The organism is Fibrella rubiginis, assembly GCF_017353185.1.
Classification (GTDB): domain Bacteria; phylum Bacteroidota; class Bacteroidia; order Cytophagales; family Spirosomataceae; genus Fibrella; species Fibrella rubiginis.
This window is the reverse complement of the sequence record NZ_JAFMYV010000001.1, coordinates 597,076-612,392: the sequence shown is the minus strand read 5'-3', so window position 1 is coordinate 612,392 and position 15,317 is coordinate 597,076. Positions and strand designations below refer to the sequence as shown.

Annotated in this window: 9 protein-coding genes; all 9 read right to left on the bottom strand. The window is 58.7% G+C overall.

From position 1 onward, the window contains the following. Positions 1–33: 33 nt before the first annotated feature. The 9 genes from J2I47_RS02295 to J2I47_RS02255 all read right to left on the bottom strand — a co-directional run bounded on the left by J2I47_RS02295 (position 34) and on the right by J2I47_RS02255 (position 15,314). Positions 34–3,618 (bottom strand): PVC-type heme-binding CxxCH protein, encoded by a 3,585-nt coding sequence (locus J2I47_RS02295; RefSeq protein WP_207362926.1) that lies wholly within the window; start codon positions 3,616–3,618, stop codon positions 34–36. A gap of 229 nt (positions 3,619–3,847) precedes the next feature. Then, a complete protein-coding gene (locus tag J2I47_RS02290; protein WP_207362925.1) occupies positions 3,848–5,149 on the bottom strand; it encodes an aminotransferase class V-fold PLP-dependent enzyme in 1,302 nt (433 codons plus the stop codon). A gap of 197 nt (positions 5,150–5,346) precedes the next feature. Continuing rightward, entirely contained in the window at positions 5,347–6,618 is a 1,272-nt protein-coding gene (locus J2I47_RS02285; RefSeq protein WP_207362924.1) for an MFS transporter, read from the bottom strand. Positions 6,619–6,748: 130 nt separating this feature from the next. Beyond that, positions 6,749–8,137 (bottom strand): sensor histidine kinase, encoded by a 1,389-nt coding sequence (locus J2I47_RS02280; protein ID WP_207362923.1) that lies wholly within the window; start codon positions 8,135–8,137, stop codon positions 6,749–6,751. Positions 8,138–8,395: 258 nt separating this feature from the next. After that, positions 8,396–10,768, bottom strand: a complete 2,373-nt coding sequence (locus J2I47_RS02275; protein WP_207362922.1) for a TonB-dependent receptor — start codon at positions 10,766–10,768, stop codon at positions 8,396–8,398. Between the two features lie 47 nt (positions 10,769–10,815). Next, positions 10,816–11,466 (bottom strand): DUF2306 domain-containing protein, encoded by a 651-nt coding sequence (locus tag J2I47_RS02270; protein ID WP_207362921.1) that lies wholly within the window; start codon positions 11,464–11,466, stop codon positions 10,816–10,818. Positions 11,467–11,726: 260 nt separating this feature from the next. Continuing rightward, positions 11,727–13,601, bottom strand: a complete 1,875-nt coding sequence (locus J2I47_RS02265; protein WP_207362920.1) for an STN domain-containing protein — start codon at positions 13,599–13,601, stop codon at positions 11,727–11,729. Between the two features lie 46 nt (positions 13,602–13,647). Further along, positions 13,648–14,688, bottom strand: a complete 1,041-nt coding sequence (locus tag J2I47_RS02260) for a FecR family protein (RefSeq protein ID WP_207362919.1) — start codon at positions 14,686–14,688, stop codon at positions 13,648–13,650. Continuing rightward, on the bottom strand, positions 14,688–15,314 hold the full coding sequence (locus J2I47_RS02255; RefSeq protein WP_310587609.1) for an RNA polymerase sigma-70 factor: 627 nt from the start codon (positions 15,312–15,314) through the stop codon (positions 14,688–14,690). The genes J2I47_RS02260 and J2I47_RS02255 overlap by 1 nt, the downstream gene beginning before the upstream one ends. Positions 15,315–15,317 lie beyond the last annotated feature (3 nt).

Below are 15,317 nucleotides of genomic sequence, written 5' to 3'. Positions count from 1 at the left end.
TCGTAAAAATCCGCGTTCTATAGTGCTGGTTATTCATTTCACGGTCAGCAGATAGCTAAGCAAATCGTTGAATTCCTTTTCGGCCAGCACCGTCCCGAACTGATCGGGCATGAGCGTATGGCGGGAGGGCTGCACCTCGGCGATGTCGTGGCGCGGCACCACAAATTCGGTCCCCGTCACGTCGGCGTAGGTGATCGACTGGGCATCGTCGCGGCGGAACAGGGCCGTACGGACGCCACCCGATTTGAGCTTGATGGTATACATCCGAAACGCCTCCGACATGTTGCGGTTGGGGTCCAGAATTTTGGTCGCCAGTGCTTTGCTGCCCCAGCTACCAATACCGTCGAGTTGGGGGCCGATCAGTCCGCCTTCTTTGTTAATCTGGTGGCAGGTGGCGCAATGCGTCGCAAACAGTTGTCGGCCATTGTCGGCCACGCCACTCAGCAGCGTAAACGAGCTTAGTCGACTCGTAATCAGCTTTTCGCGGGCCTCGTCAATCGGCGACAGGTTGGCCGTAAGCCTATCGTATTGCTCCTTTTGCGGTTTGCTGATGTTCAGCAGCAGTCGGTCCTGGATACCGGGTTGCACCAGCACACGGGTGTATAACGTGCCCGTATGCACCTGCGCCATGATCAGGTCTTTGCCCATTGCCGAACTCGCCAGCGACTTGAGCAACTCCATTTGCACTTCACCTTTGGTCCGTTTCAGCGCCGACTCCATCACGGCCTGAATCTCCGGGCGGGGCGAATCACCCAGGACGGTGGCCAGTTCGGTGCGAAAGTTGACCGGGTAGTGCTCGTCTTCGATGTAGCCGCCCAGAAGCCGGGCGTAACGAACAGGAGCCAGCTTCATCAGCGATTTGGCAGCCGCCAGCCGGAGATAGTAAGGCAGTGATGTATCAGACAGGGTCGCTTGCAGGGTAGGCTCCAGGACAGTAATGCCATACTCGCCTATTAACTCTAAGGCAAACCGTTTCTGCTCGTCAATTTCCTTAGGGCTGACCGTGGGTAATAGCGGCGTGGACAGCCGCTGTACGTTGCTCAACCGGATGATGCCCGATGACTGATCGACGATTTCCAGCCGCACCGGTTCGCCCTCGTGGGCCGACAGATCCCAGACCACCTGATCGGCGCGGTAATCGTCGGACTTGTCGAATTCCGCGCAGGCCAGTTGATGAGTTGTGTCGGTGGCCGATACCAGCCGCACCAGGTGTTTAGGGCCTTTTCCTAATAACGAGTTCAACTGTATTACGCTGAATGACAGTTGCTTAGGAACCATGAATATGGGCGACTTCACCACGCCTTTGTAACCCCCCAGATCAAAACCGAAGAATTTCTGATCTTTGGCAAAACCCATCGTTTGCGGCGGCGGACTGAAAAAGATGGGGTTGTCTTTCAGGTAAACGGGTTCCGCCAGCCGAAACGTCCAGTCAGACCGTGGCCCGTCCAGCAGCGCATTAGCCAACAATACCGCCCACCGTTTTACCGATTCATTGGTCACCGACCCCTGCTTTTTGATGGCCTGCTGAACACTCTTGAACAGGGTGAACTGCGCGCTGTTGTCGGCAGCGTATTTGTCGCGCACAAACTGCACCAGCGCATCGCGTTCAGCGGCGGTGAGGAACCGGGCGGCATGGCCGAGGTACGTCAGTTCATCGGCTTTGCTCAGGGGCAGCATCTTTACAGCCTGGAACAAAAACTGCCCGGCATATTCCTCAGCTACTCCACTCATGGGTCTGGCCAGCGCCAGTTGTTGGGTGGTGGTCCAGCTTGCTGCAGCTACCTCCCAACCCAGCGGTTTGTTGCGGAGTAAGGTTCGTAGCGCCAGCTGCAACGTATAGGTCAGGTGAGTATCCAGCGAGTCGACGCCCGGCATGGATTTGCCCGGCATGGACTTGCCAGGCATAGACTTGCCGGCCTGGACGTTGAGCAGTGCCCGTACGGTTTCCAGATTAGGGTAGTCGGTCAGGGCCTCGACCGCTGCCCGCCGAACGTGCGGATTCGAGTCGGAAAGTCCGCGCCGGGCCTCCGCCAGCAGGGTATCCGACTGTTCCGGCGATTCATGCAATACCCGCATGGCGTGGGTGCGAATAACGGCCTGTTTGTGACGTAACGCACTCAACAACTGCGCCCTGGGCAATGCATGAAGCTGATTCAATACCCACAGGCTATGCACGTACTGATCGGGCGGTGTACTTTTTTTGGCCAGAACAGCCCGCAACGGTTCCGCCGCCGGTTGACCAATTCGATTGACGAGTTGATCCATAACCAGCATCCTGACGGGCATATTGCCTTTCGCCAGCGCATTAATCAACTCAGGCACAGCAGCCTTCGTCCAGTCGGTGTAGCCGAGTTTGTCGGTTTTCCCTTTGTAGGTAATGCGCCAGATGCGGCCCCGCTGCCGGTCGCGGCCGGGGTTGTCGAGCGGCACTTCATAATGGCCAATAATGCGGTTGTAGAAGTCGGCCACGTACAGGGCACCGTCCGGCCCCTCCACGATATCGACCGGGCGAAACCAGGAGTCATCGCTGCGCAGGAGTTCGCCCTCGTTCTTCGCCACCGGCGATGAACCGTTGAACGTGAACGAGTTACGGTAAATTCGACACTTCACTACGTCGCCAACGTAAAAGCTCCTGCGGTAGGCTTCGGGGAAAAACGGACTCGACGGCAGGGCGATGCCGGCCAGGGCCGTGGCTTCGTGTTCGTGGGGTTTCATGGCCGGGGCAAAGCCGATGCCTTCCGAAATACGCCCGAAATGCTGGTATTCCGCCCCCCGGATCAACTGCGTCAGCGGCGACGAGTGGCTGTCGGGGGAATACAGATAACCCCAGTTGTCGTAGACCAGCCCGAACGGATTCACCCGGCCTTTGCTTACGAGTTCGGCCCGGCTGCCATCCGGTCGGAAACGGAACGTGCTACCCGACTCCAGCTTGGCCGTGTCGCCATCATTGCCCGGCACTTTCGACAGGTTCGTGAACCCATGACACGCCTGAATCCAGCCGTCGAAACCCCGCGTGAGGTGGTTGACCATGCCGTGGGTATCGGTGTAGCCAAACGGTCCCAGCAACCGCCGGCTTTGGTCTGGTTTATCGTCGCCGTTGGTGTCGGTGAAGCGGTACAGGTTGGGAATACTGAAAGCCAGCAGTCCGTCGTGGGTGGGCAGCAGCCCAATGGGAATGTTCAGCGTATCGAGCACGGTGGTGACCGAATCGGCCCGCCCGTCGTGGTTGCGGTCTTCCAGGATCAGAATCCGGTCGGTACCCTTACCTGCTTTGGCCGCAAACGGGTACTCCCCCGACTGCGTAATCCACATCCGCCCTCTGGCATCGAAGCTTATATTCAGCGGCTTACCGATGAGTGGTTCTGAGGCAAACAGGTTGATTTCGAACCCAGGTGGCAGCACAAACCCGGCCCGTTCGGCTTCGGGGCTGCGCGGGTCGCTTTTGCGGATGTGCTCATCGAAATCACCGCCGCCGAACCGGGTTTTGGCCGTGTCGGCAGGGGCGGTTTGGCCTGGTTGTGTTCCTGTTTTAGTAAACTTCAGAGCCGCAGTGCAGCCAATCACACCTGTCAGGAGCAGCAGGTAGCTTGTCTGTAGTATGTTGATCCTGAAGGGCATGTGGATGTATTTGTTATTGACTCGTTTTTGTTCCGGCGAGTCTTACCCCGCCCCCAGCCCCTCCCCTTAAACAAGGGGAGGGGAGCCTTACCAAGATTAAGAAGCGCACTAGGTTTGCCTTATTGCTGAAGAGTTTGTCAACTCGTCTCCCCTCCCCTTGTTTAAGGGGAGGGGCCGGGGGCGGGGTAGCTCCTCGCAGAAAAACAACCTAGTACCCACGCCTCCCCTCCTACTTTCGCTTATCAGCAATCTGCGTAATGGCCGTTACCAGCCGGTCGAGGTCGGCGGGGGACGTGTAGACGTGGGGCGTGATGCGAACGCAACTGATGTTTTCCCAGGTGGTGGGCGACGTGTTGATTTTGTATTTACCAAACAGTTGCCCTTCAAATTCGGGGATGGTCATACCGTCGATGCTGACTCCACAGATACCGCAGGAGAACGGCGCTTTCAATGACGTGTGCAACCGCACACCGGGCAGCTTTTGTACGCGTTCGGCCCAGTAGTTTTTCAGGTAACGTACCCGCTCTTCTTTGCGCTTCGTGCCAATGGCATTATGCACATTCACCGCCTCACCAATGGCCTGTTCAATGGCGAAACTGCGTGTACCGATGGTCTCGAACTTCCGGATATCGTCGCCCTGGGGTTTGCTGTTGCAGAACAGGGGCCAGATGCCCGCAATCTTCTCGCGCCTGACCCAGAGCATGCCCGTACCCACGGGTGCCGACAGGAATTTGTGGAGGCTGGTACCGAAGTAATCGCAGCCCAGCGACGGGATCGTAAAATCCAGTAAACCAAACGAATGCGCCCCATCCACCAGCACCTCGATGCCTCGTTTTTTGGCCATCTGGCAAATCTTCTGCACCGGCATGATCTGCCCCATCCAGTTGATCACGTGGGTAACGTGGATGATTTTGGTGGCGGGCGTAATGGCCTTTTCGTATTCCCGCACAATGACGTCGTCGTCTTCGATGGGGAACGTGAAATTGAGCTGTTTGTAGATGACGCCCTCCCGCCCCGCCCGCTGCCGCCACGCCTGCACCACGTTGGGGTAGTCCTGCAGGGTGCCAATAACTTCGTCGCCGCGCTTCAGGTTCAGTCCGTAAATCACCGTCAGCAGGGCCTCGGTGGCGTTGCGGTTAATGGCAATCTCCTCCGCCGACGTGCCCGCCAGCAAGGCCAGTTTGTCGCGCAGGGCTTCGCGCCCCTGGTCCAGCAGCCGCCACATATAATACGAAGGCCCCTGATTGATCATGGCGTTGTAGCGATCCAGGGCCTGTTGCACCACCAGCGGCGCGGGCGACACCCCGCCGTTGTTGAGAATCAGAATATTAGACGACGATGCGGGGTAGGCCTGCTGAATCAAATGCCAGTAATCTTCGTCGACAGCCACCTGCTGCGGGGTCAGGTGGGCCAGGCGCGTGTCAGCCTCCAACCAGGCCGCGGCGTGGGCCTGCGCAAACAGGCTGGACGCCGAAAAAGCCCCACCGGCCAGCGCTAACTGCTGAAAAAAAGTACGTCGAGTAGGATACATAGAGAAGAGGTAAAATAGACCGCAGATTTTTATGATTAAGCTGATCGACACGGCTTTTTTTGGACAGGATTATCAGGATTTCAGGATTGACAGGATTCTAAGTTTGCTCTACCAATTTGTTCGGAAGTAAAAAGAAAATCCTGTTCATCCTGAAATCCTGATAATCCTGTCCAAAAAAGCCGTGTCGATCAGCTTAATCATAAAAATCTGCGGTCCACTTTTTCGGGTTTGATGGCGTATACAAGGGCGGCGCAGAGGATCAATAATATGGATGCCAGGCGGAAAAGCAGGCTCAGGTTTACATGGCCGTCGCGCAGGATGCCCCCGGCGTAGATGCCCAGGCCACCCACCACGCAGCTAAACAGGTTCAGTATGCCGTAGCCCGTGGCTCGGTAACGCGGGTCAGTGATTTGGCAGAGAATAGGCATCATGTTGGCATCGGCGAAGGTGCGCGTGAGGGCGTAGACCATGAATCCCGCCACAGCCACCGCCAGCACGGTTGTACTGCTGCCCAGAAAAATGGCCGGGGCGGCAAGGCAGAAACCGATGGCCGGCACCAGCATCCGCCCCCGCACGTTGGTTTGGCTCCAGCGGTCGGCCCAAAAACCGCCGATCAATACGCCAACAAGGGCGGCGGCATGAAAGTAAGCCGTGCTGTAGATACCAGCCTGGGTTTGCGAGAGCGTAAACTGCTCTCTGAAATACGTCGGTAACCAACCCAGCACCAGCCAGTTAGCCACGCCCAGCAGTCCCCAAAAACCCAGTGCCAACCAGAACGCTGGTCGGCGAAAAAGGTTCTTTAGGGCAGCTACGAAGTGTATTTTACCCTCTGCTGATGCTGTTTTGGTTGCAGGTAATGTCGATTGGCGGGGAGCGTCGCGGAGCAGCAGGGCCAGCAAAACGGCATAGCCTACACCCAGGCTACCCAGCGTAGAGAAGGCCGTGTTCCAGTGCCAGTTGTCGGCTATGTAGCCACCCAGGAAACCCAGGCTTTGCCCCGCCATGATACCCGCCATGTGGATGCCCGTGGCCAGCGACCGGGTATGACCCCGGTGGTAGTCGGCGATGAGGGCGAGGGCGGCGGGGATGTAGCCCGCTTCGCTGATGCCCATGAGCGCGCGCGTGGCCAGCAACTGGGGAAACGTAGTGGCGTGAGCCGTGAGCCACGTCACCACCGACCACACGAACAGGCTACCCACAATGACGCGGCTCCGGCTGAAGCGGTCGGCCATAAACCCCGCCAGGGGGCTGAGCAGACCATACACCCACAAAAACACCGACGTCAGCAAACCAAACTGGGCGTCGGTCATGGGCATATCGGCCAGGATGCTTATCCGCATGGTGGTAATCATGATGCGGTCGAGGTAGTTCAGGCATCCCACCACGCACAGCAACGCCACCACCAGCCAGGCCCTTGCAGGCAAGACCGACGGGGCAGGACGGGTAGCTTCTAGAGTAGCAGATGCCATAGATATGCCGGGAGTACCCGAATCTGGCTAATATAAGCGGCAAGTCAAACAACATTAAGCAAAAACAACGGCAGCCCGATGTGCTGGCCCAGAACACAATCTCTTTTATAAGGCCGACCCGGCTGGAGAACTAGAACGTCAAACAAAACGCGGTGCCCTGACCTACGGTGGTATCAACGGTGAGTTGGCCACCCTGTTGCTGCATCATCTGGCGCGAGAGGCTAAGGCCGATGCCAGAACCCGATTTTTTGGTGGTAAAAAATGGGATGAAAATCTGCTCCAGGGCTTCGGGTTCGATGCCGGGACCGTTATCAGCCACGCGGATTGTGAGGCGGGCCGCATCGGGCAGGGCCTCGAAGTGAATGACCGGATTCGGTGTGCGCTCTACAGCTTCGCGGGCATTTTTCAGCAGATTCAACAGGATCATTTCTACCTGCGCTTCGTCGGCACGGATCGTACGCAGGGCGTCGGGCAGGGTCACGCGCAGGTCAATGTTTTGCTCGTCGAACGTGGGGCGGACCAGGGCGGCTACGCGCTGCATCAGGGCCGACACGGGCACGTCGGCCAAGCGCGGCGCGGGGATGGTGGTAAAGTGGCGGTAGGCATCTACAAAACGCATAATCCCCTCGCCGCGCTGCGCAATGGTAGCCAGTGCGTCGCGCAGGTCGCCCACGGCTTCAGTCAATACAGGGGCATTGGGGCCGTCTGTCGGCATGTTTTCGGCAATGTCGTGTTCCAGAATGGTCTGCATCGTACCCGTCAGCGATACCAGTGGCGTGACCGAATTCATGATCTCGTGGCGCAGTACTTTGGTCAGGTTCTGCCACGCATCGACCTCCTTTTGCTGCAATTCCGACCGAATGTTTTGCAGCGACGCCAGCGTGACCAGCCGCCCCCGCAACCGCACGTCGGTGGTGCGGATGGCGAGGTCATTACCCTGCCCGGCGGCGTAGGCAAAGGCCGCCTGCCGCCCCGGCCCCGTCAGCCGACCGGGCAAGTCGGGGTGCAGCGCTTCGAGGTCCGACAACATCCGCAGCCGGTAGGTGTTGAGCAGTTTCAACGCCGCCTGATTGACCAGTTCCACCTGCCCGGAAGCATCAAAAGCCAGCAACCCTACGCTTACGTGCTGCACAATGGTGTTGAGGTACTGGAGGTTGGCTTCCTTCTCGGCCCGCGCCTGCCGAAACGCCTCCAGCACCTCGTTAAACTGCTGGTTGACCTGCGCAAACGACGGCCCCAGCTTGTTGTTGGCGTTGAAGGTGATGGCAAAATCGGAGTATCGCACCGACTCCAGAAAGAACGTGAGCTTGCGGTTGATACCCGTTACGTACTGGTAGAGGTTCGTTACCAGCCAAAGCAGGAAGAGCCCTGTCACGATCAGTAACGGCATAGTGAGGGTGGGCACAATGGTGCTGCGGGTTATCAGCCCCTGCCGCATCAGCCACAGGTACGTGGCTAGCCCGACCAGCAGGAACAGTCCACCGATGCGCACGACAATACCTATCGCAAATCGATTCATCAATACAGTACAGGAACCGAACGGTCGTCGATTTCTCCCCCGAACTTCGCGCCAGATTCAGAACATTACAAGGCATTGGTTTTCTTAACCGTGATTTGAGGTGTGGCGTGGTTGATTTATTGGAGAGGATTTCGGCGGTCGCCGCGCGGGATTGATGCAGGATTGACGGGATTTTGAGTTTGCTCCAAGGTAAAGAGGGCATCCTGTTCATCCCTTAAATCCCTTTAATCCTGTCCAATAAATCAACCACGTCACATCTCAAAACGCTACTCTATAACTCAACACAGGCAACAAACCCGTTTGGTAATACGTGCGGGTATTACCGGTCTGTGGATCGAACCAGTTGCCGAATACGTTTTGGCGGTTCGTTATGTTCTGGACGTCGAGTGAGAAGGTACGGGTGCTACGGGGACGGTTCTTTTTCCAGCTAAATCGAATGTCGGTGCGGAAGTAATCGGGTAGTTTGTTGGTGTAAGCCAGGTTATCGATTCGGATCGTTTCGCCCCGCTGCCGCGACGTGGGTACGTCGATGGGCGTTTGACGAAAACCACCAGTATATGTCAGCTTGATGTTGATCCCCAGCGTGTTACGCCCATTTAACACAAACTCTTTGCCCGCCAAAAAGCTCGTGGCGTGGCCCCCGTCGAAGCGGCTGCGGCGCCAGATTTGGTCGGACCCTTGGTACTCCGACCGGTAGAGCGACGACGACAGCAGGAAGTAGACACCGTTGTGCAGAAACCGCTCCAGCGTCAATTCCAGCCCATAATTGCGGCCCCGGCCCGTGCTGACCAACGGGAATGAATAGAACCCGTCGGTGTCATTGATGAGCGCAAACGACGAGGTCGTGTCGGCAGCGATGGGGATGTTGAACAACGACTGATAATAGCTCTCGACTTTCAGGCGAAGGTAGTCGGTGAGGCGGCGGTCGTAGGCCAGCACGAAGTGGTGCGCCCGCGTGAACCCCAGTGATTGATTGGTTCGTGGTGTGGGCACGTCCGCTCTGGGTACATCGCCGACCGGGCGGCTGGCAAAGAGCGTGGCGGGGTTTTGCGTTTGGCTGTGTAGACCGTAGCCGAAGCTGAGGGCCTGCCCCGCGCCAAACGCCCACCGCACCGAGGCGCGCGGTTCGAGGGCAGCGGTGCCGTTGAGGGCAAGCCGCAGGTAGTGCAATCCGGCGTTGAGGGTTAGGGCTTCGGTAGGGCGGTAGTTCCACTGCGCGAAAGCCTGTAGAGTACTGGTACGTTGGTTGGCGACGTTGACCGTCCGCACGAGCCGCCGTTGCTCGGCATCCCAGGCGTTGCGGGCCAGTTCATAGCCGATCTGCGTGCCAATCAGCCCTGCCCGAAACGTGTGTTGGGCATTGAGTTTGTGGGTGAGCGTAGTCGACAAAATGCCTTTGCGGATCACGTAGCCCTCTTCCGCCCGCAACGCTGGTGCGTAGGTAGGCAACAGCCAATCGGTGCGCGACCGATTTTCGTAGCCCGACAGCAGGGCCACCGTTTTTAGGTAAGTTCGCGGGCCGATGTTGAGGGCGTGGGTGAGGCCCGCCGCGCCGGTGTTGGCGGTGTAGCGCTGATCGTAGCGGTCAAACTCGCCGGTCCAGGTGGTCGAGTCGCGCTTGGCATCGACATTTTGGGTGCTCAGCCCGCCGAAACCAAAGAGCGTGAACGTACCCAGTCGGTTGGTGGGCAGATAGACGTTGAACGACAGGTCCTGAAAGTTGGTCTGCCCCGGCCCCACGTCCAGCCCCGCCTTGCTGAGCAGCGACAGCGTGGAGTAGCGGTAGTTGAACAGATACGACCCTTTGTAGCCCTTTTTGAACGGCCCCTCCGCCGACACGTCAAGGCCCAGCACACCCGCCTGCAGGGTACGTTCGGCCTTTTGGTTGTTGCCCCGCCGCAGCCGCAGATCAAACACACCCGACAGCGCGTTGCCGTATTCGGCGGCGAAGGCCCCGGTCAAAAAATCGGAATTGGCGAGCAGTTGGGCACTCAGGATGGAGATACCGCCCGACGCCATGCCCACCCCGCCGAAGTGGTTGGGATTGGGAATCTCAACGCCCTCCATGCGCCACAGCAGCCCGTTGGGCGTGTTGCCCCGGATCACGATCATGTTGTTGCCGTCGTTGGCCCCAACCACCCCGGCGTAGGCGGTGGCCATGCGGGCGGGATCGTTAACGGCGGCGGCGAACCGTTGTGTCTCCTCGACCGAAAACGTCCGCGCCGACACTGTCGAGAGTTCGTTAATGGGCTTGTCTTTTTCGAGCGTGGGGCGCACCACCACCTCGGCCAACTGCCCCACGGTTTCTTCCAGGGCGATGGTGAGGACGAGTTCTTTGCCCGCATCGACCACGACATTGGCAAGCAGGGCCTCTTTATACCCCACAAACGATATTTTGAGCGTCTGCCGCCCCACGGGTACGTTCGTCAGCCGAAACGATCCGTCGGCTTCGGTCATGGTGCCTCGCACGGGGTTGGCACTCAGCAGCACCAGGGTGGCCCCCGGAATGGGCGTTTGCACCGCCTGATCCACCACCGACCCGCGAATGGTTTGCGTAAACCCCGCCTGCCCCCAGGCAGACACCGACAGCAACAGGCTCACAAGCAGAGCCGACAGAAAGGAAGAAGACATAGCGTGCAGTTAGTTTGCCGCTATGACAGGTAGAAAGGCAGGAACCCCTATTGATGCGCAGGTACGTCTGCGTGCGAAGCTGATAAGCTTGGCGATAGTATTCCTGATTGAATCAACCACCACGCCACAACCAGATTTGGCAACCAGCATGACCAGGCGACGAGGGCGTAGGCCGGGGCGAAACCGCCGAAGAGCATGATGAGAAGGGGCAGTTGCAGGCGGAGCGTTACCCCGGCGAACGTTGCGGCGTAACTGTATACCATCAACTGTTGGTGGGCTTCAACTCGGCGTTGGCGGATGCGTATGTAGGCAAGAAATGTGGTGGTGAACCAGATCACGCCCAAACTCACGAAGCCGGTGGCCGGGATGAGTCCGCCCGTAGCAAAGACGCCAATACCGATGCCAGCGATGGCACTAAGCAACACCGACACGACGTAGACGTTGCCGATGCGCCGGTGCCAAAGGGGCTTGCGGCGCAGCAGCCGTTTGTTGAATTGCAACCAGCCGGTCAAAAGCGCCCCCCCGCCAAAACCGATGTGCGTGTAGAAACCCACGTTCCAGAACGTGTTGGCAGTCAACGCAGCGGGTTTCGAGCCAAGGAAACCCTGTTTCATGTCGGTCAGGACATAGGCGGCGGGGTACAGGCCGATCAGCACGGCGAGGACGGCAACAAGCAGGTAGAGGCCTTTTTTAAGCATACTGTTTTTTAGCGTAGATGGCGAAAGCGGCTGTCAGGTTGCATCGACGTAAGAAGGGTGAAAAGGTGATTCATCCGTGTTCGAATGAGTCATAGTGAGTGGCGTGGTCATATGTCTAATCCCTACACGAGTAGTCTTTCGGTCGCGTAGCGACCGAAAGACTACTGAGGCTACTCCTTAACCTACATGCAACTCACGGATCCCGTTGGGCAACCACTACGTCCCCACTTGCTATCACGAATAGCGTTAACTCGCCCCAATCACAACCGAACGGCCAGGTTACCTTGCCAGCCGAGCCAGCCGGTCCATTGGGTGCGGGAGTTGGCGGGCGGGTCGGAGGAGACGAGCAGGGCGGGGAGGGTGATGCCGCGCAGGGCATTGCGGTCGCGGTTGGTGGGGTGGTAAGCGTTGAGCGTCGGGCCAACAGAGAAGGACAAGCGCCCGGCGAGTTGCCTGGTCAGCAGTGGCGAAAGGCGCAGCAGCCGGTTTTCTTCGGCCACGGGTTCGTTCACCCGGTTAAGCTGATGCACAAACCCCTCCAGCGCCAGCGACCAGCCCCGAAATTCGGTGGTGCGGGTGCCCAGGCCATAGCCGAAACTCCAGACGTTGGTGGCCGGGTTAAGGCCCGCCGTGAAGATGTTGTAGAACCGCTGCACGCCCGTGCGGAAGCTGACGTTCAGCGTCGTCACCTCGTTGGCCGATAGGCTCAGGTCGCGGTAGCCGCCCTGCTTCACGTAGCTAAAAAAGCCAATCGGCACCCGTTTCGAGACGTTGGCTACGTTAATGAACCCCAGCTGCCCCCCACGCGCCACCGTATCGGCATAGTTGAGAAACCCGCTGACCTGCCAGCCGCGCAACGTACCCGCTATGTGGTTACTGAAGCCCGCGAGTTGCACACCTGCCATATCGCCCGGCGCTATGTTGGTAAATCCTGCCGCCTGCATACCCACCACGTTGCGCCGGACCACGTTCAGGAAACCCGCCAGTTGCACGCCCCGCACGTTGCCGCCCACAAGGTTCAGAAAACCTGCCGCTTGCAGGGGGTCCACGTTGCCCTGGTTTGTATTCAGGAAGCCGGCCAGTTGCACACCACGCGTGTTGCCCCCAACCAGGTTGCCAAAGCCCGACAGTTGCACGCCCTGCACATCCTGCCGCACGATGTTGTACAGCCCGCCCAGTTCCAGTTTCCGCACCCCCAGCGAATAGCCAACCAGCATATTGAGTGAATAGTCGTTGATGATGCGACCGTCAAGGGCGCGGTTGCTGCCAAGGGTCGGCAAAAAGCTCACCTGCCAGGTTCGGTAGAGGGTGTCGCGGTCAAGGTTTATGTCGGTGATGAGTTGCTTGGCCGACAATGCCCACCGGCCCATACGGCGGCGGGTACGGGCCAGAAACGAAGGCGGCACTACCACGGTGGCGGAGTCGGTGGATGGGTAAATAAGTGGGTACGTGGCCGCCAACGAGATCAGCGTTGTGTCGGTGAGTGACCCAGTATGTACCGGAAGCTGATCGGCTACGAGTGGCAGGCGCGGGACCGAATCGCCAAAAACGACACGGCGGGCGGCGAGGGTGAGGTAAATATTGAGGGGCTGCGTCCGGCGGGTCGAGACCGTCAGTGACCGGTTGACGTATGTTTCGCGGCGCACTTCCAGCCGTATAGTTGGCAGGACCGTCGGAAGTTTAAGCCGGTAATAGCCATACCCATTCGAGACTGCCGACCGCAGCGAGGTGCGTTCAAAAAGCGTTACGGCCCCAATCCGGGCGGCGGTTTCGCTGTCGATTATGTAGCCGTCGAGGATAAAATCTTTCGGCTGGGCGGGTTCGTCGGCCTTAAGCAAAATCACGTGATTACCCCGAACCCGCACGCGCACACTGCCGCCAAACAACTGCCCCAAGACCTCGCGCACGGGCCGGTTGACAACCCGGAGCGTCACGGGCGGGCGTTGGGTCAGCAAGGTCGGATTGTATGAAAAGCTAAACTGCCCCGCCCGACTAATGGCCGTCAGTGCCTGTTCCAGCGACTCGTTGCGCAGGTTGAGCGAAATAAGCCGTTCAAGAGGCGGGCGCGTTTGGGCTTCCGATAATACACTGACTAGCAAGCCAATAACTAATAGAATGGTACGAAATGCAGTCATCTCCGTCGTGGTTTTAACCCTATGACAGTCGACATGGTGTTTACCCCTATTCACACCCCTCCCCCACCAATACCCACGCGGCACCGTCGCGGCGGAGGCGCAACGACAAGGTTTCGGCCACCACGGGCAGCACCGTATCAAGTGGTTCATGGTCGAATTCGGCACTGAGCCGACAACGACGCAGGCCAACGGTCGAGAGGCGAATGTCGGCGCCGTAGGTTTCGCGCAACGTCTGCACCACCGCAGCCAGCGATTCGTTAGCGAAAGTCAGTCGACCCGTCAGGTAGGCCAGGTTATTTTTATCGAGGGGGCGTACGCGGCGCAGGGTGTCACCCTTCGCCAGGTACGTTGCCTGCTGATCGGCTTCCAGCACGACCGCTTCTCGCGGGGCACTTACCCGCACCCGCCCCGACCGAACGGCCACCCGCACGCTATCGCCCACGACCCGCACCCCAAACGATGTACCCAGCACCCGCACAATGGTTTGCCCGGCCTGCACCCGGAACGGATGCCTGGCATCATGCGCCACCTCAAAAAAAGCCTCGCCCATCAGCGTCACGTCGCGGCTGCTGTCGGCGAAGGCGGTGGGGTACGTAAGTTGGCTGTTGCGGTTGAGCGTAATGCGTGAGCCGTCGGGCAGGGTCAGTTGGCGGGTAGCGGTCGTGGTTGTGGCCAATAACATCGCTAGTGACTGGGACGACGTACCGGGCTGCACCACGCGCCATAGCAACAACCCAAACCCGCCTAGTAACACCACCGCCGCCACCCGGCCATAACGCCCCAGCCAGGTACGTGCCGGTATCGGGAGCTGGAGAACCGGTTTTACAGAAGCGGGCGTAGGTACGTTGGCAGCAGGGCGTTGCAGTTGCGACCGAACGCGTTGCCAGGCAGCGTCGGTGTCGATACCATCGTCGAGGGGTCGGCGGGCCGCGGCTTGCCAAAGGCGGGCAAACCGGTCAAACTCGCGTTGGTTGTCGGCGTCGGTCAGCCAGCGACGTACCTGGTCGGCCTCGGTCTCAGAGGCTTCGCCCGCCAGGTACTTACCCAGCAGGGCATCGTCGATGGGGAATTGCGGTTCAGTTGCCATTAGCAGATGGCCTCCCCGGCCAGCAGACATAGAAGTGGTAGATAGTCGCTCAATTCGGTGCGCAGGATACGGAGTGCTTTGCCAATCTGATTTTCGACTGTTTTAAGAGCAATGCCCAACTGGTCAGCAATTTCTTTGTACGATAATTCGTCGAAGCGGCTCAGTTCAAATGCCCGTCGGCACTGTTCGGGTAGTTGCCCAATAGCGTGTTGAAGGCGCGTGTTCAATTCGTCGGCGATGATCCCCTGCGTGGGGCTGGGTACATCGGCGTAGAGTTCCGTGGCGGCCCGTTCGCGGTGGGCCGCCTGCGTCTTTTGCTGGTCGAGCCGGTTCAAGCAGCGGTTGTGTACAGCCCGGTACAGATAGGCCTTTAATGAACTGGTAATCAGCAGCGTTTCTCGGCATTCCCAGATAGCCAGAAACACGGTTTGCACTACTTCTTCGGCCTCATCGGTATCGTGTAGAATAGGCAGGGCGTAGCGGCAAAGCGGGGCGTAATGCTGGCGAAAGATACCCTCAAACACCGCTTCGTTGCCGAGGCGGATGGCACCAATCAGGCTATCGTCCGGGTTGGTCTGCACAGATGGGCGGGTCGCTGTCAGGTCGTTGCGGAGTTTGTGTCGCACCTA

What these genes read in the sequence shown, in the direction of transcription:
- J2I47_RS02295 (WP_207362926.1), bottom strand. Translation starts at nt 3,618, where the DNA reads ATGCCCTTCAGGATCAACATACTACAGACAAGCTACCTGCTGCTCCTG.
- J2I47_RS02290 (WP_207362925.1), bottom strand. Translation starts at nt 5,149, where the DNA reads ATGTATCCTACTCGACGTACTTTTTTTCAGCAGTTAGCGCTGGCCGGT.
- J2I47_RS02285 (WP_207362924.1), bottom strand. Translation starts at nt 6,618, where the DNA reads ATGGCATCTGCTACTCTAGAAGCTACCCGTCCTGCCCCGTCGGTCTTG.
- J2I47_RS02280 (WP_207362923.1), bottom strand. Translation starts at nt 8,137, where the DNA reads ATGAATCGATTTGCGATAGGTATTGTCGTGCGCATCGGTGGACTGTTC.
- J2I47_RS02275 (WP_207362922.1), bottom strand. Translation starts at nt 10,768, where the DNA reads ATGTCTTCTTCCTTTCTGTCGGCTCTGCTTGTGAGCCTGTTGCTGTCG.
- J2I47_RS02270 (WP_207362921.1), bottom strand. Translation starts at nt 11,466, where the DNA reads ATGCTTAAAAAAGGCCTCTACCTGCTTGTTGCCGTCCTCGCCGTGCTG.
- J2I47_RS02265 (WP_207362920.1), bottom strand. Translation starts at nt 13,601, where the DNA reads ATGACTGCATTTCGTACCATTCTATTAGTTATTGGCTTGCTAGTCAGT.
- J2I47_RS02260 (WP_207362919.1), bottom strand. Translation starts at nt 14,688, where the DNA reads ATGGCAACTGAACCGCAATTCCCCATCGACGATGCCCTGCTGGGTAAG.